The following is an 18,478-nucleotide window of genomic DNA, read 5'->3' as shown; positions in this document are numbered from 1 at the left end:
GGGAACCTCCTCGATTTCGACCCGTATGGTGTTCCAATCAGCACGACGAAAGTTGAGTTAAATATGCGCTCGGGGGCTCCCATGATGGAGCGCCCTGCTAGCGTTGGTAATCAGCTCCTAGCTGCATTGCCGTCGGAAGACCTCGCATTACTCGCGCCGCATCTCCAGAAAGTATCCCTTGAACAGGATGTCGTGGTAGCGCGATCGGGAGATCGACGCGACCGTGTTTACTTTCCCCATAGCGGCGCCATCTCCTTCATGCTCGGCCTGCCGAACGGGGAAACGATTGCAACCGCCGTGATCGGGCGCGAGGGAGCCCTCGGTGCGCTCTCGGTGCTGGGTGGAGACCCCTCCCTGTCGTCCGTGACCGCGGTCGTGCGGGTGGGCGGCACCGCATCGCAAATCTCCGTAGAGCGTTTTCAAGCAGCCTACATGGGGAGCAGCGCCATCAGACATGTGGTCCAGACGCACACGAGGTCGATACTCATGCAGTTCCAGCACGTCGGAGCCTGCAATGGGCTGCACTCCGTCGAGGCCCGCATGGCCCGGTGGCTGCTTCACCTGCATGATCGGGCGGAACGCAACATTCTATCATTAACTCAGGAGACGCTTTCGCAGTTACTCGGGGTGCGACGAACGACCGTGACACTGGAGGTTGCCAAACTCCGCGCCTCGGGCGCTATCAGAGCAGATCGGCGGGGCTTGATCGAAATCGATAGGGGGCGTCTCGAGCAAGCGTCCTGTGAATGTTACGACATCATGCGCCGTCAAACCGATCAGATCATCCCGGGTAAGGCCGCGAGGCAGATGCAGGCCAGCTAACGCGCCGACCAAGATGTAACCCGAACGTCCCGCCCGAAATCGTTCGGCCGCGCGCGCCACTTTGGCAGACGATGGCAGGATCGAATTCGGCTCTGGGTCAAAATCGGTCCCACTTTGCTCGAATTGGACGCAAGTACGTCTTCAACGTCTGGAAGCGGACGTAAGATCGGCAGGGCTCCGGGCCAAAATGACCAGCCTCACGAGCTGAGGAGGTCAACATGACCGATATCCCGAGCACCACCCCTGCCGCCTCGAAACATACTCCTTGGAACAAGGGGAAGATCGTCGGCGCAAAGCCGCCGCTCCGTCTGAAGCACGTCTGGTCTATACGAACTAAGCTCCAGGTCGAAGGCCGGATCCGCGATCTGGCGTTGTTCAACATTGCCATCGACAGCAAGCTGCGCGGTTGCGACGTCGTAGCATTGAAAGTCGTTGACGTCGCGCCGAGCGGCTACGCCGTCGATAGAGCGACCGTTCGACAAAAGAAGACCGGCCGACCGGTCAAATTTGAACTAACGGAATCGACGCGCCAGGCGATCGATGACTACCTGCGGGTGACAGGCAGGAACTCAGGCGAATACCTGTTCACTGGCCTGCGACGGACTGGACACATGACGACCCGTCAGGACGCCCGCCTTCTATCTCACTGGATCGCGGACGTTGGACTAGACCCGCATCTGTTCGGGACGCATTCCCTTCGCCGGACCAACGCGACCTTGATCTACCACCGAACCGGCAACCTGCGAGCCGTGCAGCTCCTTCTGGGCCACACCAAAATCGAGAGTACGGTCCGATATCTGGGCATCGAGGTCGACGACGCCCTCGCGATAGCGGAACAAGTTGACGTCTGACTCCGGGGGCAGAGCAGACGCACTCTGCGCTGCCCTCACAGACGGCTTCGGGCCAATGCGACATCGGATGAGGCAACCTGTGGGTTGCGAGGAGCCGGGGTCGTGGTCGAAATCCCAACTTTCTGCACCTACCATGCCGAAAGGTGCTAAGCTGGTGTTGCCCACGCTACCGCCCGGTGGTCTAGCGTGTCTCTGCTCTGCCGTTCGGGTGGGGGAGAATGGCCGTGCAGCAAATGCACCAGCAGCGCCGCCTCGCAGCCATCCTCGTAGGGGACGTGGTTGGCTATAGCCGACTGATGGGTCAAGACGAGCGCGGAACCCTTCGCCGGCTTAAGGTCATTCGGCGTGAGATCGTTGACCCCAACATCGCCGAGCATCATGGCCGCGTCGTCAAGACGACTGGCGACGGCATTCTCATCGAGTACCCCAGCGTTGTGGAGGCTGTAGCCTGCGCGGTGGCTATCCAGCGAACGATGGCCGGGCGCAACGCTGAGGTACCGGTGGACCAACGACTAGAGTTCCGGGTCGGTGTGCACGAGGGCGATGTCGTCGTCGACGATCAGGATATCTTCGGTGACGGGGTTAACGTGGCAGCGCGGCTTGAAGTCTTAAGCGAGCCTGGGGGAGTCTGTATCTCCAGTCGAGTTTACGAGGATCTGGCCGGCAGACTTGAGCTTCCGTTCGAGGACTGTGGCGAGCAGCGGCTGAAAAATATCGTGCGACCTGTTCGTATTCATAAACTGGGCCCTGAAGCTATTGCTGAGCTCACGACAATACAGAGCCTTCATGACGAGCCACATCCAACGGGCTTCCGATGGCTTGGAAAGGCTCCCCCAGTGTGGCCGCGAATGAGCTCAGCGCGCTTGGCTGCCATTTTGATTGCGGCGCTTTCGGTCACAGGCGTGGTCGTTTGGCAAGGTGTCAGTCGACACCGCGCCCCCAACCAAGTGAGCGTCAGCATCGCGGGCGCACCTTCAATCCAGCCCAGGGGGCCCACGCTTGCTGTTCTTCCGTTCGACAATTTATCCGGCGACCCTAATCAGGAATATTTCTCGGATGGCATCAGCGATGAGCTCATCACTGTCCTAAGCCGCTTCGATCAACTGCGGGTGTTGGCTCGCAACACAACCTTCGCCTACAAGAAGAAAGCCATGGAAATGCAAGAGCTGGGCCGGCAGCTTGAGGCCCAGTATGTGATCGAGGGCAGCTTCAGGCGCGTCCCCGATCAGATTAGCGTCACTGCGCAGCTCATAGATGCGCGCTCGGGGACCCACGTTTGGGCGCAGACTTTTGAGCGGCCGACGACGTCGACAAGCCTTCTCAGCATACAAAATGATATCGCCCATCATATAGGCGCTGCAGTCGGCGACATCCGGACTGGTGCAGTCGCAAAAGCAGAGCTAGAGCGGTCGCGTGCAAAGTCGGCTTCCGAGCTTTCGTCCTATGAGTGCGTTCTTCAGGGTTATCAGGCCAGTGCGGCACAGAGCGCCGCAGAGCCAATGCGACGGGCCCGTGCGTGTCTGGAGACCACTGTAAAGCGCGACCCCAATTATGCCGAGGCGTGGGCGATCTTTACGCGCGTTCTGCAGATTCAATATAGTTGGGGTACCGGGCTCGACGACAATGAGAAGGGTAGCGATCTCGTTCCCCGCATCCTTGAGGCGGGCAATCGCGCCGTAGAATTTGCACCCGAAGATGAAGCAGCGCATTTCGCACTCTTCAATGCCTATTTCGTAACCTGTCAGGCGGGGAGAATGCGGATTGAAGCTGACCGCGTTTTGGCCATCAACCCGAATGACGCCAACGCCCTCGGCTCAATGGGCAACCTTCTGGCTTATGCCGGAGACTGGGATTACGGGCGAAAGCTTGCAGAAAAGGGCCTGGCACTTGCAGGGACGGCGGCACCATCCTGGTGGTGGTGGGTGGTCGCAAAGGACCACTATCGGAAGGGTGAGTATGCCAAGGCTCTTGAGGTCTTCCAACGGTCCTACTCTGAGCAGAACTGGTTGGACCGTCTGCACCTCGTCTACACGCTCCCTCATCTCGGAAGAATTGACGAAGCTAAGGCCCAAATCCCGCCGTTGCTGAAACTCAGGCCCAACATCAGCGTGCGAGAAGCTGATCGCCTCTACGCTCTATGGTGCTTCGATGCCGACTTCCGGGGCAGGATGGTAAAGGCGCTTAGGCTTGCTGGCTTGCGGGAGGAGGCTGATGAAGATGGCCCGCGACGGGGCGACCTCACGGCAATCGGGTCGCAACGCTGAATAGCTGATGGCTTCGTTCGGCCAAAGCGCTTCGCGCCCAGCCGGCCGCTCGCTGACAGAACCGGATCGTTCCCCTACGTTGTTTGTCTTCGCGCGGCTTGCTGCCCCGTTACTCCAATCGAATTTTCTGGATCGCGCTAAAGCGCACCTGGTGCCGGGATCAGAGGATGGGGAGCAACACGGTGCGACGACCGCTAGACTGTATGTCCCCCCACAAAATGAGGCGACTCACCCTCGATGTTGCGACGAGGGTTGCCCGGATGGATCGGGCAGAGCCTCAAACAAGGAGGGCGAGTCGTGGGTCATCATACCGAGGTCTTTGTCGGAATCGATACGTCAAAATCGCGCAATGCTATAGCCATTGCCGATGGCGGCCGTGGCGGCGAGGTACGATATCTCGGGGAGTTTCCTGCCACGGAGGCAGCGATCCGAAAGCTGGTGGCAAAGCTTGCAGCGAGACGCTGTCATTTGACGTTTTGCTACGAAGCAGGGCCGACAGGATATGGTCTCTACAGACTGCTCAAGAGCCTCGGCCATGACTGCCTGGTGGTGGCCCCCTCGCTCGTTCCGAAGAAGGCCGGCGATCGAGTGAAGACGAACCGGCGCGATGCGGTAAGCCTCGCCAAGCTGTTGCGCGCGGACGAGCTCACGGCGGTGTGGGTGCCGGACGAGCGCCACGAGGCTATGCGCGATCTCTCGCGCGCCCGTCAGGCAGTGAAGAAGGACCTCCAGGGCAAGCGTCAACAGATCTCGTCATTGATGCTGCGGCTGGGACGCATCTATCCGGGTAAGACAACCTGGGGACCAGCCCACATGAGATGGCTGATGTCGCAGAAGCTCGAGCATCGCGAGCAGCGGATCGCATTCGAAGAGTTACTTGAGGGGATACGCCAGGAAAGTGAGCGGATGGAGCGTTTGGAAGATGCCATCCGCGAGGTAGTATCCGAGTGGTCGCTCGCCAAGGTTGTGTCGGCCCTGCAGGCGGTGCGTGGGATTGATCTCATTGCCGCTGTGGGGGTGCTGGCCGAGATCGGTGATCTCTCCCGCTTTCAAAATCCGCGCGAGCTGATGGGCTATCTGGGTCTGGTGCCCACAGAAAACTCGACTGGCGACCAGGTCAAGCGAGGCGGCATCACCAAAGCCGGTAATGGGCGGGCGCGACGTATTCTTGTGGAGGCGGCCTGGAGCTATCGATATCCGCCGCGCGTGAGCCGAGACAAGCAGCCAAAGGTGGAGGCCGCACCGAGAGTCGCGCGCGAGATTGCGTGGAAAGCGCAAACCAGATTGTGCGGACGCTTCCGCTCACTCGAGCAGGGAGAAGCGGCGGACCGTAATCGTCACGGCGATTGCCCGCGAGCTATCCGCCTTCATTTGGGCGATCAATCGCGAGCTCATCCCACCTCGAAGGCGTGGGGGCTGTGGACCGCTCGAGTCGTGAGGTGCGCTCGACCGGCCCACAGCCCCCCTTGTGCAATCAAGATCAGGGGGCAGTCGCAGACATTAATCGTGCAGAAGTGAAGGCGGGACCACGGCAGGGGAAATCCTGAAATCCATTCTGTGGCCGATCATCCGATCGACGCCCGACGCTAGACCAGGGACAGCCCCAGACGAAAAAACGGAAATGCGGTATCCAACCCGCGCATCAGAGCCTGTTCACCGACGTCTTTGAGTCCCGCCTTCTCCTCTGCACGATCCATCGGCACAAGAACTTCACGATGAGTCCTCGTGGAGATGAGAAACCGTGCGCTGTGTGCTTGACTGGGGACATCAGAATGGAATGGTCCGGCCGTGCTCCGGCCCCGCCAGTGCGAGAAGCTGGCAAGGGGCGCTCAGGTCAAGGAGCACGCCATGTCTCAGAACCTCAACACAGCGGTCGCCGTGATCGGCATCGATATCGGCAAGAATTCGTTCCACCTCGTGGGTCATGATCACCGCGGTGCCATCGTGCTGCGGCAGAAGTGGTCACGCAGTCAGGTGGAAACACGGCTTGCCAACTTGCCGCCGTGCGTGATCGGTATGGAGGCTTGCGTCGGCGCGCATCACCTCAGTCGCAAGCTCCAAATGCTTGGCCACGATGCGCGCTTGATGCCGGCGAAATACGTGCGCCCCTACTCGAAGGGACAGAAGAATGACTTCCGAGATGCGGAAGCCGTCGCTGAGGCTGTCCAACGCCCAACCATGTAATTCGTCGCGACCAAGACAGCCGATCAGCTCGACCTTCAGGCGCTGCACCGTGTCCGCGATCGATTGGTCGGTCAGCGTACCGGCGTCATCAATCAGATCCGTGCGTTCCTGCTGGAGCGGGGTATCGCCGTCCGGCAAGGCCTGCATTCCCTGCGGTCCGAGTTGCCGGGTATCCTCGCGACGCGCACCGATGTGCTCTCGCCTCGCATGTTACGCATCATCGAGGATCTGGCGGGCGACTGGCGCCGGCTGGGTGCGCGTATCGAGGGGCTGTCTAGCGAGATCGAAACGCTGGCTCGTCAAGATAGGGCCTGCGAGCGACTGATGACGGTGCCCGGCATTGGCCCGCTTATCTCAAGTGCAATGGCGGCCGCGATCGGCACTGGAGACGTGTTCTCGAAAGGCCGCGACTTCGGCGCCTGGCTTGGACTGGTGCCGAAGCAGATATCGACCGGCGACCGCACGATCCTCGGTATGATATCACGGCGCGGCAATCGCTACCTACGCGCGCTGTTCGTCCAAGCCGCATGGGTCGTGCTGGTCAGGGTCAAGTGCTGGGAGCGCTACGGCCTCAACTCTTGGATCGAAGCTGCCAAGAAGCGATTGCATCACAACGTGCTGGCGATTGCGCTTGCCAACAAGCTCGCCCGGATCGCTTGGGCGGTTCTCAACAAGGGACGCGCCTTCGAGTGCGTCAAGACTGAGGAGACGGCGTCCTGACCTGGCCGATCCTCGCGCCGTACTCGGGGGCCGTCAAGGCGCAGCCTGGCCGCATAGAGCAAGACGTCAGGACAGCACGACGGCCGGCCTTGACGGCCCCTTGCGCGCGGCGCGTCTGCGCGCGCAGGCCGGGACGAAGGAACGAGCGCCGGGCAGGAACAAAGGAACAGCGCGAAGTGAAGAGCTATCGGGATGACGTAACCAACATCCCTTACCCGCCGAGGTCTGCGAGAGGATGAGACGACGATGGAAGATCGGTCTTCCCGGCGCATGCGAACACTGGTGACCCGAATGGCCCGTTCGAGGCCTGTCCGCTAATCAGCTCGAATGCGCGCTGATATCCATGATGGCCCGGAGCACAGCACGCTCCAATCAGAGGCCGGATACATTGATGCAATGCATCTGACAGGTTGCAACGTGCGGCCGGACCATACATCGGGTCCAAAGGCGAAGAACTCAATCTGAGCAAATCTCGGCCGCTGTACCCCGCTGAGCGCACCTCAGCGTGCCGCCACTTCGCCGATGGGCCATAAGCTGACCTTCCATGCTGGCCGCAGCCACAAGCGCCGTCATCACGCGAGCTCGTCGAGTAAGGTCTTGGCCTCCTTCAATTCCAACGTGTCGAAGCCCTCGGTGAACCAGCCGTAGACCGGGGCGAGGAGTTCGCGTGCTTTGCTGTGTTTGCCCTGGTCGCGCCAGAGCCGGGCGAGGCTGGAGGCGGCACGTAGCTCCAGCAGGCGCGCATTTTGGCCGCGTGCGATTTCGAGCGCGTGGCGGTAACTCCCTTCCGCCTCGGCAGCGTTCCGATCCGCTTGCGCCAGCAGCACGTTGCCGTAACACCAATGCACTTGGGCATCGAAAACGCGCTCCTCCGATCGATCGATGCACGCGAGAGCCTCCGTAACGGCCGCGAGCGCGGCGTTAGCCTGGCCCACTCTCAAACATGCCTCGGCCAGCACCACGAGATGCATGGGCATGAGCAGTGCCGCTTCGGCTGCTCGCCATCTGGCAATTCCGTCGCGCAGTTGTTCCAGCCCAGCTTCGACGTCGCCGCCCTCCACCTTCGACCAACCGGCATAAATGCCGCCGCCCGCGAGCCAAAACGCGAAACCTTGTTTCGCGCATTCGGCGGTCAGGGCCTCTGCGCGTTGGCGCAGCAGCCGTTCGTCGCGACGGAAGAAATGGCAATAGCACGCGTGCAGCAACGCAAATGCTGTACTCGGGCGATGCGACAGCGTTTCGGCATACGCGATCGCCTCGTCAATTCTCCTGAGTGCCTGATCGAGATAACCCATCTGCGTTAGCGTGAGCGAAGCCAGATAACCTTTGCACGCGACGAGCGGATCGTAAGCATATCTAAACGCGAGATCGCGGTGGGTGACAGGGTCATAGTGCCCGATCGCTTGTTCTAGATGCTCGCGCGCCGCGTCAAGCTTGCCGAGATGGATCAGACTGATGCCTACAGAACGGTGGCCGATCACCAGCGCGGCGGCATCGTGCGTGCGTCGCGCGGCGCCGAGCGCCCTCTGGGCCACCTCGTGGCTCGCTCCTAATTCGGCTCGAACGAGGTGAAACACGTATTGGCCATACAGCGCCGGGAGAAGCTGAGACGTATCCCCGAGCCGCTCGCAAAGCTCAAGAGCACGCGCGAAAGCCGATCCGGTCTCGGGCGCCGCCCAACCTCTGGTCGCGATCAGGGTACCGCCCAACGCGACTTGAAGATCGAGTTTCAACCGAGACCACTCCGGCGTCTCCGGCAGGATGCCGAGAAGCGACAAAGCGCGCGTCAATTGGGTCCGCGCCTCGACCATCGCCGAGCGCCGGATGGCCAATTGGGCGGCCTTGCCCCAGTACACCGCCGCCTCGTCGATTGCTCCCGCTTCGGCGCAGTGACGAGCGAGCAGTTCCGGCCACGCCTCGACCCTCTCCGGGAACTGCTCCACCAATGCTCTGGCAACGCGGGCATGGAGGTCCTGTCGCGGTTTTCGCAAAAGGGTGGCGTACGCCGTATCCTGCACCAGCGCGTGCTTGAAGAGATAGGTGGCCTGCGGCGGCGTCCCTCGCCGGACCACCAGCCCGGCATCGGCGAGTTGATCAAGCGCCGCACGCAGGTCTGCGTCGCTACAATTGGCCACTGCTGCGAGTAGTTCGTAGGAGAAATCCCGACCAATCGTGGCGCCGATCTGGGCGATCTCCTTGGCCCAGGTGCCGATCCGATCGAGCCGCGCCATCAGCGAGGCGTGCAGCGTCGCGGGGATAGCAAGCGCTGGGTGTGGCACTCTGGCTACGAAGCTCGCGCTATCGTCGTTCGCGCCGCTTTCGAGCGCCAACTTTGTCAGCTCCTCGACGAATAACGGGACGCCGTCGGTGCGTTCCACGATCTCTGCCACGATTTCATCCGGCAAGTCCTTGCTGCCCGCGATCCGCCGCACCAGAGCGACGCCCTCTGCTCGATCCAGCCGATTGAGCGTCAGTGTCGCGACGTACACTTGGCCAACCCACGGCGGCGCATATTCGAGGCGAAACGTGATAACTAGAAGAATAGCCAAGCCGCGAACCCGGTCGACGACGTGATCGAACAGCTCCCGGGAGCTCGGATCGCTCCAGTGCGCGTCCTCCAAGATCATCAGCACGGGATGCTGGCGGACCAAGCCCTCAAGTTGCCGGAGCAGCGCATCAAACGTCTTCTCTTTCTTTTCTTGCGGCGCAAGCGAGAGAGGCGGGAAGCGGCCTTCGGTCGGTAGTAACAGGAGTTCGGCCAGCAACGCCCCGTCTTCTGGCGGAGGCGCGGCAGGCGCAAGTAGCGCCGCCAACTTCTCAAGCTTCGCCTCGGGCGTGTCCTCACGCTCGAAGCCAGCAGCCCGTTCGAGCTGCGCGATGATGGGCTGCAAGGCGCTGTCCTGATGGTGCGCTGAGCAGAAATAACGCAACCGTGTGTGCGGCTCGACAGCAAGGCGTTCGATGACTGCTGCAGTGAGTCGTGACTTGCCAATGCCCGGTTCGCCGGAAAGCAACACCACTTGGCCCTGGCCGGTCTTTGCTTTCGACCAGCGCCGTAGCAGGAGTTCAAGTTCTTCTTGGCGCCCGATGAGTTCAGTCAGTGCATCTGCGTGTAGGGCCTCGAAGCGGCCCTCGACTAAAGAAGGTCGTAGCGCGACCCAAGCTCTGATGCTGCCCTGGATGCCTTTGACTTCCTGAGGTCCGAGGTCCTCTAGTTCAAACAAATTGCCGAGGAGCCTTCGCGTGCCCTCGGCAAGGATCACCGCGTTCGGCTCAGCCATGGCTTGTAGGCGCGCGGCAAGATTGGGGGTTTCTCCAATGATACCGCGCTCCTGTGCGTCCCCCGATCCGATCGCCAACAACCACCAGCCCGGTTGCGATACCGACGCGGGCTTGCAGCGGAACGGAAAATTTGAACGCGCGCACCGCAGCAATCGCTTCCAGTCCCGCGCGCACGGCCCGTTCGGCGTCGTCCTCGTGCGCCTGCGGATAACCAAAATAAATCAGTACGCCGTCGCCCATGTATTTCGCGACGAAGCCACCGAAGCGGCGCACAGCATCTGCGACGCACATCCGATAGGCCGAAATGACCTCCCGCAGGTCCTCGGGGTCCATACGTGCGGAGAGCGACGTCGAACCGACAAGGTCCGAGAACATCACGGTGACCTGGCGGCGCTCAGCGGTGTCCTTGGCGGCCTTGGGACTTTCCGGAGGAGCATCGGAAAGCGGCGCAAGTGCGCCCGCTTCGGCGCGCAAAGCCGTGATGGCGTCGAGCAGCTTACGGCGATGCCCAACAGACCCGACACCAAGCTCCTTCAAATCCTCCGTCGTCAATTTCGGAAGGATGATATGGTCGATGTTATTCTTGCGGAATGCCGCCTCATACTCTTCGAGGCCAAGCCCCTGCAGCCAACCTCCGACGTCCATGGGGGTGCCCCCGGGTTCGCCTCGCGCTGCATGATCCTCCAGCCGGAGGCGGCCTGTCTAGGGTAATGCGTCTCGAATGACCGCTGTGGGGCCAAAATCGGAAGAAGCCCGGTCGAACCCGGTTTGTCCGCCCCGCCTATCAAAGCAGACCTGCCAAAGACCCTACTCCTCTCAAGGTTGGGGTTCTTGGACGTTCTCGCTTGCCTCAGAGGACCTTCCGCGTTTGCGAGATTAGCCGGGGGAGCGAACGGGGAGCAGCTGTCTGCTCGGCGATTGATTTGGCTGCATGAGTATTGTCGATGCCGTCGTGCTGCAGCTCAGTATGCTCCTCACTGGTCCCGAGGTTGAACGAATAGTATTCTCCCCGATTTGCTCGCTGCCGCCTTTTTCCACGGCCAAGACCCTGAGCGGACGTGATGCAGACGATCGTTCTTGCGGCGCCGATGTGTCTCAGGGAACGATTCGCTCCGCGCGGAACTCGCGCATGAGCCGCACGAACATCTCTTCGCTATCGACCACATCGTGGAAGCCGAAGCGCCGGGATTTAGTAACGTCCGACATCACGTCCCAGTCGCAATTGAAGACGTAATCGGCAAAGGGCCAGGCCACGAGCTCATCATAGGCGTTGGTCTTCAGCAAATATTTCTCTGTCACGATGCGCCAGAGTGGTGCGTTGTCTATCATGTGTGCGGCAAGGCTTATCGTCTGCACCTCGCCGGCTGGCATATCGAAAGCGGCCGCGAGCTTCGGCCACAGATTCTTCCAACGGAAATAGTCACCGTTGGTGATGTTGAAAGCTTCGAGCCCGCAGCGAGGCGTGCTCGCCGCCCAGAGCGCCGCGTTGGCGAAGTGCGCGGATTCAGTGACCTGGTAGATCGATGTATAGGCGCCAGGCTTTCCCGGGAAACGCAGCGGCAACCCAAGCTCCTTGCTGATCGCGGCGTAGACCGCGATCGCCGGCGCCAGACTCATCGGCGTGCCCGGCGCAAAGCCGCATAAGGTCTGCGGCCGCAGCTCCACCCAGTCCCAGCGCTTGCCGCGTTGGAAGGCGGCGAGCCAGTCGATCTGCTCGAAATAATAGTTGGGACCCATGTGGCGCGGGTCACTCTCTCGTGCCGGTGTTTTGAATGGCCCGAGGTGCGAGCCATAATATTTTGTGCCGGTGACCAACACCACGCGGCGCAGCGCGGACGATGCGCTGTCGATCGCGGTCACGGCGTTAACCAGCATGTCGCGGTTTGGAGCGATGTTCGATGCATAGCCCGCGGCGGCGCCCGCCGCAGGCTGAAACGCCGCGTAGAAGACGTGCGTGGCTTCCGTCAGGTCGGCGAGCTTCGCCGCCACGTCCTCACGGTCTAGTAGATCGACACTGATGTGGCGGTAGCGGGGCACGGCGCCGGCCGTACGGCGCGACAGGCCGATGACGGACCAGTCGTCTTGCCTGAGCAGCCGCTCGACGATGTAGCGTCCGATCACTCCGAGCGCTCCGACGACTACGGCCTCTTTGTGCTCACCCATGTGTGCGCGATTCCTTTCCATTACGATGGTAGCGGTGTCCTAGGCTCTTGTCGCCTGCATTGGGGCGCTGCCTGAATATCCCGGACAACCTCCTCGGCGCTCGCCGACGAGGTGAGTGAGCGGGCTGATGTTCGAGTCTGGCCCGACGAAGACCTGCTACCGAGTCAGCTCGTTTGTCAGCTGCTCGGGGTAGACCGGACTGATTGTGCTCATCGCGAGCTACTCTGAACCTTCCCGTCACTTCATAGGTTCTAGAGCTTCAAGCCGTCGCCATACCGGCAAACAGGTTCTTCTTGATGATCGCGTGGATGCCCCAATTGCCATCGACCACTTGCGTGACGCCGAAGTCGACTCCGATGGACATGAGCGAAATCGCCTCGTCCTCGGTCAGTCCGTTGCTGGTCATCAGGAAGCTACGCATTTTGCGAAACGCATCCCTTAGCGCGAGGTCGATCGAGGATTTCTTGTAGATGTCCTGCTGCGCCGTAGGGCCGAGCTCCGCGAGATAATTGGGGAAGCTGAATCCGTGCAGAACCCATTCGTCCTGCGTCTCAAGCAGCGGGTAATTCAGCCCGGCGAGCGAACCGCTCAGTGAATTCTGCTTGTGCAGAATAAGCTGGAAGGTCCCGTTCAGCGACATTTCGATGGCGGTGCCGCACAATTCAGAATCGCCTTGCGCGGCGTGCGAGTCGCCGACCGAGAACAAGCCGCCTGGCACTGCGACCGGATAGTACAGGGTCGCGCCCTTGCCGATACGCCAATTATCGATGTTGCCGCCGAAATAGCTCGGCGGAATAGAATCGACGATGTCGGCTTCTTTTGGCGCCACGCCCATGACTCCGAAATGCGGTCGGATCGGGATGCGGACGTTTTTGAGGATGTTGTGGTTCTCTTGCACGATCGAATGGTCGACCGGCACGCCGGGATAGTCGATGATCTTGTGCACGACACCATACGGATCGGCCTGAGGCACCCAGCGGAAGTTATAGACCGCGTGTGCCCAGTTTTGCTGCCCGCTGGTGTCGATCTCGTAGATCGTGCACACCTCGCGCGGCTTCGGTTCAGTGAGCAGATCATTGTAATGAAAGCCCCACCAAGCCGCCGCGTTGCTGCCGAATGACTTGCCCGGGTACGCCGGATTGGCGCAAGGCCGGGGCTTTACATCCATGATGCGGACTTCGATGATATCGCCCGGCTCGGCGCCGCGAACAAAAACTGGACCGGTCAAGATATGCACGCCGAAGCCTTCGCCTGCGCCGCGCCCGAGCTGCTTGCCGTCGATCGGACCGGCACCACGGCGATTGACGCCCTTCTTATCCTTGGTCCAAAGATAAATGCTCTCAATACCCGGATCGCCTTTGACCATACGTTCGACGTCGTCGCCGGCGTGGTGGGTCACGGCCTCGATGGTGATGTAATCGCCCGAATCCACTTCGAGCTGAGGCTTTAATAGCTTGCTGAAATAGCCCCAGTGCACCGTGTCCGAGTTGGCCGGCAAGTAGTGGTAGGTCGGCTGGCCGGGCTTAGTCTGCGCCGATGCCGGAGTGGCCAGCGTGCCGCTAGCAGCCCACGCGGCCGCACCACCGCCCGCGACGAATGCGCTCTTGAGGAATGCGCGCCGCTCATCGTCGAGGTCCTCAAGCAGTTTCTGTCGATGCAGCTCAAATTGCGGGCACGTTTGATCATCGCCTGCGCACATGATGGTGACTCCTCTCGAATTAGCCGGGCAGGAGGTGGCTTGGTCACCCGCAAGAATTGCGCCCGCGCCAAACTAGCCTCGCTTGGCCCACCCGCGGAATTCAACGCTCAACCTTGCTTCACCGCAAGCGATGTGATCCGACAGCCACACTGTCCTAACGCCACATCACTCGTCTTACCACTCAAATGAAGTGCCTCTTCGCGCGGACCCCGAGGCGATCTGGGACTACGCCGAAGCGCACTGCCAGGTCGGCAATGTGCCGCTTGCGATCGGATCTTCGATTGGGCGCACGAGATCGCGGCAAGCCTGCTCCTGGGCCCTAAGGCAAAGAGGATCGAAACGCCTCACAGGTCCGGTGTCCCGGATAGACCGGACTTGAGCCGCCCGGTCCTCGATCGCAGCTTGTGATCCAGCTCCTCCTCCTTTTGGTAAGGCGCAGTCGAGCGTAACTTGAGCGGCCGACTTTCCTATCGAAGGAGACGACCATGTGGCAGCCGGACGGTTGGGGGCAAACACGCATTGGCGTTCTCACGCCTCATGCAGACGTAGTTCCAGAAACGGAATTTAACGCGCTCGCTCCTGACGGGATTTCGATCCACGCCGCGCGCGTCCCTTTTGGTGCCGGGCGGAACGATGGATCCGACCATTGCGGATAACTCGGTACCGGCCTTTGCGGACCCGCCTGCGGTGGATGACGCCGCGGAGATGCTCGCAATGGCCCCATTGCATGCAATTGTTTTTGGCTTCACCAGCAGCAGCTATGTCCGGGGCGCCGCCGATGACGCGGTGCTCAAATCCCGTCTAGAAGCCCGCACGCGAGGTATCCCGGTCATCATCCCGTGCGCGGCGGCGATCACCGCACTAGCTGCACTCGCTGTGACGCGGGTTGCACTAATCAGTCCGCCATGGTTCTCGGCTGAAATGGATCAGCAGGGCGTCCGCTATTTCCAGAGCCAGGGGTTCGAAATCGTTTACAGCGGACCTGCAGGTTTGCCATCAGACCAGCAATCTATTCAGCCAGAGGAGCTCTACAATTGGGTGCGCTCACCACTACCCCCGAATGCCGAAAGCGTTTTCATTGGTGGTAACGGCTTCCGTGCCATTGGCGTGATCAAGGCGCTAGAGGATATTCTAGATCGACCTGTTCTGACTGCGAACCAAGTCGCGTTTTGGTGTGCTCTGCGCCGATCCGGCACGCGAGCGCCAGTTACTAGCTACGGCCGGATCTTCGAGTTTGGCCTACCACCCTCATAGGGACAGTTCTTCGGGCTCGTTCCGATACTGATGCTGTGGACGGCTCCTCCACCGGCACGAGAGTGCCAAGGAATGGGCGCCGTTTTGATTATGGCCAGCGGTCATGCGTACCGCGTAAACAGGCCGAACACATGGCTGCTCCGACCAATGCTGCAAAGTGAAGATTCTTCTTGCCAACCCGGAGCCGTCCACACATGGCCCTATGTTGAAATGGCATGAGGGACGAGCAGCGTCCGTTTAAAAACCGGACGTCGCGCTCTGAGGATCAAACCAACGCATTATAGAATGGTCATTGAACGATCAGTGCCGAGAGCTCAACCTATGCAGGGTTGAGCTCTGGGGCGTAAGGCGCCATGACTGCTGGCAATTAGCGACAAAGTGCATGCCGAGGGGAGCTGTCGGGGAGCAAAGCTGTCGTCCTGATATCGGCCGCTAAGCTGCTATCGACTCGGCTGCGGTCGACTTCGCTCAAGCAGATTCAGGGGACGCCGTCTCCTCTCTTTCCTCCGATGCTGTAGAGCGGATCGAGAAAGAATTCGCGGTTGCCGAGATCGATCGCGACGATGATTGCTTGGACGTGCTGGTAGCACCAGCGCTCTCGCGGAGCCAAATGGCGAACCTCCGCAAGCGTTTTGATCCAGGGTGGGTTGTCGTCACTCGGGTCGTACCATCTCAGCTCTTGCATCGTCACCACCGTCGCCCGCCCAAGACCTTTCCCTTCGTCGTGCAGGCTGATTTTTCTTCAGTTCATCTCGCCGGGCACAAAGGTGATCGATCTTGGCAAGCATCCTCTCAAGCAGCGCTTCGGCTGACGCAGTGGCGATGCCCGCTCTTTGCAGCTGAAGGATCTCCTTCCTTTGGCGGGCTACCTGACCCCGCATGCGTTCCATCTCAGACCTGACGAATTCGATGTCGGGCATGTTTTGGTTCAGCGATTCAAAGGGAGAAGGCATGAGAACAGAAAGAGAACAAGGAGTCAAAGCCCGCGTGCGGGTCAGTTGCCGCCGGCCTAGTGTCGGAACCATGCTCGCCGGGATCGTCTTGAATCCAAGCCCGGCCAAACTCGGAGTTCTGCGTAAATGGCCCCGCGCGCCAATTGGAAAGGCTTCCTGCGTCTATCGCTCGTCACCTGTCCGGTCGCGCTCTATCCAGCCACCTCCGAGAGCGAGAAGATTTCGTTCAACCAGCTCAACCGGTAGACACCGCATCAGATATTTCAAAGTCGACGCCGACACCGGCGCCGAAGTCGCCAATGAGGACATCGTCAAGGGCTACGCGCTCGACAAGGACACGTTCATCGAGGTGACGAAGGAGGTGCTGGAGAACGTCGCGCTCGAATCCACGCGCACCATCGAGATCGACGAGTTCGTGGACCGCAGCGAGATTGACCCCCGCTATCTAATCCGCCCCTTTATCTGTGGCCCGACGGCAAGCTCGGCCATGAAGCCTTTGCCGTGATCCGGGAGACCGTTGGCGAGATGGACAAAGTCGCGATCGGCCGCGTGGTGCTGACGAACGCGAGCACATCATCGCGCTCGAACCTCTCGACAGGGGGCTCGTCGGCACGCTCCCGCGCTACCTCCATGAAGTCCGCTCCGAGGAGGAGTATTTCGACGAGATCCAGGACGTCAAAGTCACGAAGGACATGCTCGATCTCGCCAAGCACATCGTGAACCAAAAGTCCGGGAGCTTCTATCGGCAACGTCGTCGACCTGATGGAGGCGCTGCGCCGAAGCGTCGGCAAGAAAGCCGCGCCGGCGAAGGCCGCCAAGCCCGCCAAGAAGCCGCGGAAGGCCGCGAGCGGGCAGAAGGAAATGCTGATGCCGATCGAGGGCAATAAGGCCGCCAAGGAGACGGCACCGAAGAAGCCGGCGGCCGGGCCGCAACGAAAGTCAGCCTAACTGGCAGCCTCGTCTACTCGGAGACAGCTACTTGAAAGAATGGTTTCACCCATGACTGAACGTGTTCTGTACGAAAGCAGCAACGGCGACTCCTGGTCTCTGGCCCGCGACCCGGCCTCCAATATGCCGGTCGTGAAGCATCAGCCGAATCTTAGCTCCGGTGGACAGGTATCCTACACGCCTATAGGTAAATTCCTCCGGGATGGAGCCAATGGTCCAGAACAGCACGCGCTCCTGAGGCTTATCGGGACGTTGCTCGACGCTGATGGCTGACTGGCGAAGACCAGTCTCATATCGACGAACGATCAGGTTGACTGTTGTGTCTTCAACAAACGAGACCCTTGCGCCCATTTGGCGCCCAGATACATGGAACCAATGGGCTCGTCAGGCGTCGAATTCCTGCCTGCGGCACTACACCCCAAAAGTCTAAGCCGGGGAAAACCTACCCACTAAGTTGGCGGTCCTGATGCGCACTGCTTAAGCGCTGGGACCGTTCGCGCTTGAAGGAGGGAGCAGATGATCAATCATTTACCCCAGCCGAAGATTTCCACCGCTGCTCAACGCGAAGCTCAAAAAGCGTTCAAGACCGCAGACGCCAGGGTAGCGCTGTCGGAGCATGAGCGCGCCAAACAGGCAAGCTAGATCAGGATGAAATTGAGATTTTGACTCGTTTGTTCAAACACGCGCTGCGCTCGCTGAGCTTGGTTGATCGCCGCGACGACCTGCTGCCGAAATGGTCGCAAGAAGCGTAATCGAGATCGCTGCGACTGGCGTTCGCGATCCGGTGTACATTGCCAAGATCGCCATCAAACAGCTTGGAATTTCTCCTCAGTAAGGCTGCCTCGGTTGGCGGATGCCGCTGAGTCGCCGTGGCCCATCAAAAGGATCCTGCAAGAGTGCCAGCAACTTTTTAGCTGATAATCTCCTTGATCTTGATGCCGCGCAAGGCCTCGATGCAGTCAGCTACCAAATGCAAGAACTCTTGCCGCTTTATGCTTTTCACCTGACGACCTTCCATATTGATGAGAATGAATCTCGCCATCTCGTAGGCGACTTCGAACTGCGATTTTCCGGTAACCTCGAGATCGATTCTTTCAGCCATTTCGTTCCCCGGTTGTTGTGATTGGAAAGCAGCAGTCTTTGGGGAAACCTATGGGAAAGCGGGTGGCCAAGTCGAGTCTGTCCGGAGTAACCCTCTGACCGGTAAAACTCACCAGTGACGATTTACGGAAGCAAGACCGGAAATCGTTCGAGTCTAATATCCTCAAAGGGCGCTGTGCCGCATACCCGCATTGATTTTCGCGCTCTAGGGGAACCACCAAAAGCCTCGCCGCCTCT

At 60.3% G+C, this 18,478-nt stretch carries 12 protein-coding genes and 3 pseudogenes; 8 read left to right on the top strand and 7 right to left on the bottom strand.

Features of this window, described 5'->3' with window-relative positions; genetic code table 11:
* Positions 1 to 84 precede the first annotated feature (84 nt).
* From MTX21_RS19985 to MTX21_RS19970, 4 genes and pseudogenes are all read left to right on the top strand, one after another.
* A complete protein-coding gene (locus MTX21_RS19985; RefSeq protein WP_280971112.1) occupies positions 85 to 822 on the top strand; it encodes a Crp/Fnr family transcriptional regulator in 738 nt (245 codons plus the stop codon).
* 218 nt (positions 823 to 1,040) lie between these two features.
* Entirely contained in the window at positions 1,041 to 1,673 is a 633-nt protein-coding gene (locus tag MTX21_RS19980) for a tyrosine-type recombinase/integrase (protein WP_280966446.1), read from the top strand.
* A 218-nt stretch (positions 1,674 to 1,891) separates the two neighbouring features.
* Positions 1,892 to 3,937 (top strand): adenylate/guanylate cyclase domain-containing protein, encoded by a 2,046-nt coding sequence (locus tag MTX21_RS19975; RefSeq protein ID WP_280966445.1) that lies wholly within the window; start codon positions 1,892 to 1,894, stop codon positions 3,935 to 3,937.
* Positions 3,938 to 4,234: 297 nt separating this feature from the next.
* A pseudogene (locus MTX21_RS19970) lies at positions 4,235 to 5,375 on the top strand (IS110 family transposase).
* A gap of 329 nt (positions 5,376 to 5,704) precedes the next feature.
* Here MTX21_RS19970 and MTX21_RS19965 read toward each other — a convergent pair.
* Entirely contained in the window at positions 5,705 to 5,863 is a 159-nt protein-coding gene (locus MTX21_RS19965) for a hypothetical protein (protein WP_280971188.1), read from the bottom strand.
* On the opposite strand from MTX21_RS19965, the pseudogene MTX21_RS19960 reads away from it, so the two are divergent.
* A pseudogene (locus MTX21_RS19960) lies at positions 5,816 to 6,841 on the top strand (IS110 family transposase). The gene MTX21_RS19965 and the pseudogene MTX21_RS19960 sit on opposite strands and share 48 nt — an antisense overlap.
* A 572-nt stretch (positions 6,842 to 7,413) precedes the next feature.
* On the opposite strand, the gene MTX21_RS19955 reads toward MTX21_RS19960, so the two are convergent.
* The 4 genes from MTX21_RS19955 to MTX21_RS19940 all read right to left on the bottom strand — a co-directional run bounded on the left by MTX21_RS19955 (position 7,414) and on the right by MTX21_RS19940 (position 13,985).
* Positions 7,414 to 10,122, bottom strand: coding sequence for an AAA family ATPase (locus MTX21_RS19955; protein WP_280966444.1), 2,709 nt, complete (start codon positions 10,120 to 10,122; stop codon positions 7,414 to 7,416).
* The gene (locus tag MTX21_RS19950) at positions 10,115 to 10,768 is read right to left on the bottom strand and encodes an adenylate/guanylate cyclase domain-containing protein (protein ID WP_280966443.1); all 654 of its coding nucleotides are present in this window, start codon (positions 10,766 to 10,768) and stop codon (positions 10,115 to 10,117) included. Before MTX21_RS19950 ends, MTX21_RS19955 begins: the two co-directional genes overlap by 8 nt.
* Positions 10,769 to 11,218: 450 nt before the next feature.
* Positions 11,219 to 12,286 carry an SDR family oxidoreductase gene (locus tag MTX21_RS19945; RefSeq protein ID WP_280971402.1) on the bottom strand — a complete coding sequence of 356 codons (1,068 nt, stop codon included), beginning with the start codon at positions 12,284 to 12,286 and terminating at the stop codon, positions 11,219 to 11,221.
* Positions 12,287 to 12,545: 259 nt separating this feature from the next.
* On the bottom strand, positions 12,546 to 13,985 hold the full coding sequence (locus MTX21_RS19940) for an acetamidase/formamidase family protein (RefSeq protein ID WP_280966441.1): 1,440 nt from the start codon (positions 13,983 to 13,985) through the stop codon (positions 12,546 to 12,548).
* 633 nt (positions 13,986 to 14,618) lie between these two features.
* Between MTX21_RS19940 and MTX21_RS19935 the strand changes: the two genes are divergently transcribed.
* Positions 14,619 to 15,239, top strand: coding sequence for a hypothetical protein (locus tag MTX21_RS19935; protein WP_280966440.1), 621 nt, complete (start codon positions 14,619 to 14,621; stop codon positions 15,237 to 15,239).
* A gap of 478 nt (positions 15,240 to 15,717) precedes the next feature.
* Here the strand turns inward: MTX21_RS19935 and MTX21_RS19930 are convergent, their stop codons facing one another.
* Positions 15,718 to 15,924, bottom strand: a complete 207-nt coding sequence (locus tag MTX21_RS19930) for a hypothetical protein (protein WP_280971111.1) — start codon at positions 15,922 to 15,924, stop codon at positions 15,718 to 15,720.
* Between the two features lie 394 nt (positions 15,925 to 16,318).
* On the opposite strand from MTX21_RS19930, the pseudogene MTX21_RS19925 reads away from it, so the two are divergent.
* Both MTX21_RS19925 and MTX21_RS19920 read left to right on the top strand, forming a co-directional pair.
* Positions 16,319 to 17,140: pseudogene (locus MTX21_RS19925) on the top strand (Ku protein).
* Between the two features lie 516 nt (positions 17,141 to 17,656).
* Complete coding sequence (locus tag MTX21_RS19920) at positions 17,657 to 17,782, top strand: hypothetical protein (protein ID WP_280966439.1); 126 nt, start codon at positions 17,657 to 17,659, stop codon at positions 17,780 to 17,782.
* 268 nt (positions 17,783 to 18,050) lie between these two features.
* Here MTX21_RS19920 and MTX21_RS19915 read toward each other — a convergent pair whose 3' ends face one another.
* Complete coding sequence (locus MTX21_RS19915; RefSeq protein ID WP_280966438.1) at positions 18,051 to 18,242, bottom strand: hypothetical protein; 192 nt, start codon at positions 18,240 to 18,242, stop codon at positions 18,051 to 18,053.
* Positions 18,243 to 18,478: the final 236 nt, after the last annotated feature.

It is taken from the genome of Bradyrhizobium sp. ISRA430 (genome assembly GCF_029909975.1).
Classification (GTDB): Bacteria; Pseudomonadota; Alphaproteobacteria; order Rhizobiales; family Xanthobacteraceae; genus Bradyrhizobium.
Note: the sequence above shows the minus strand (reverse complement) of the source record. Positions and strands in the feature narration are given on the sequence as shown.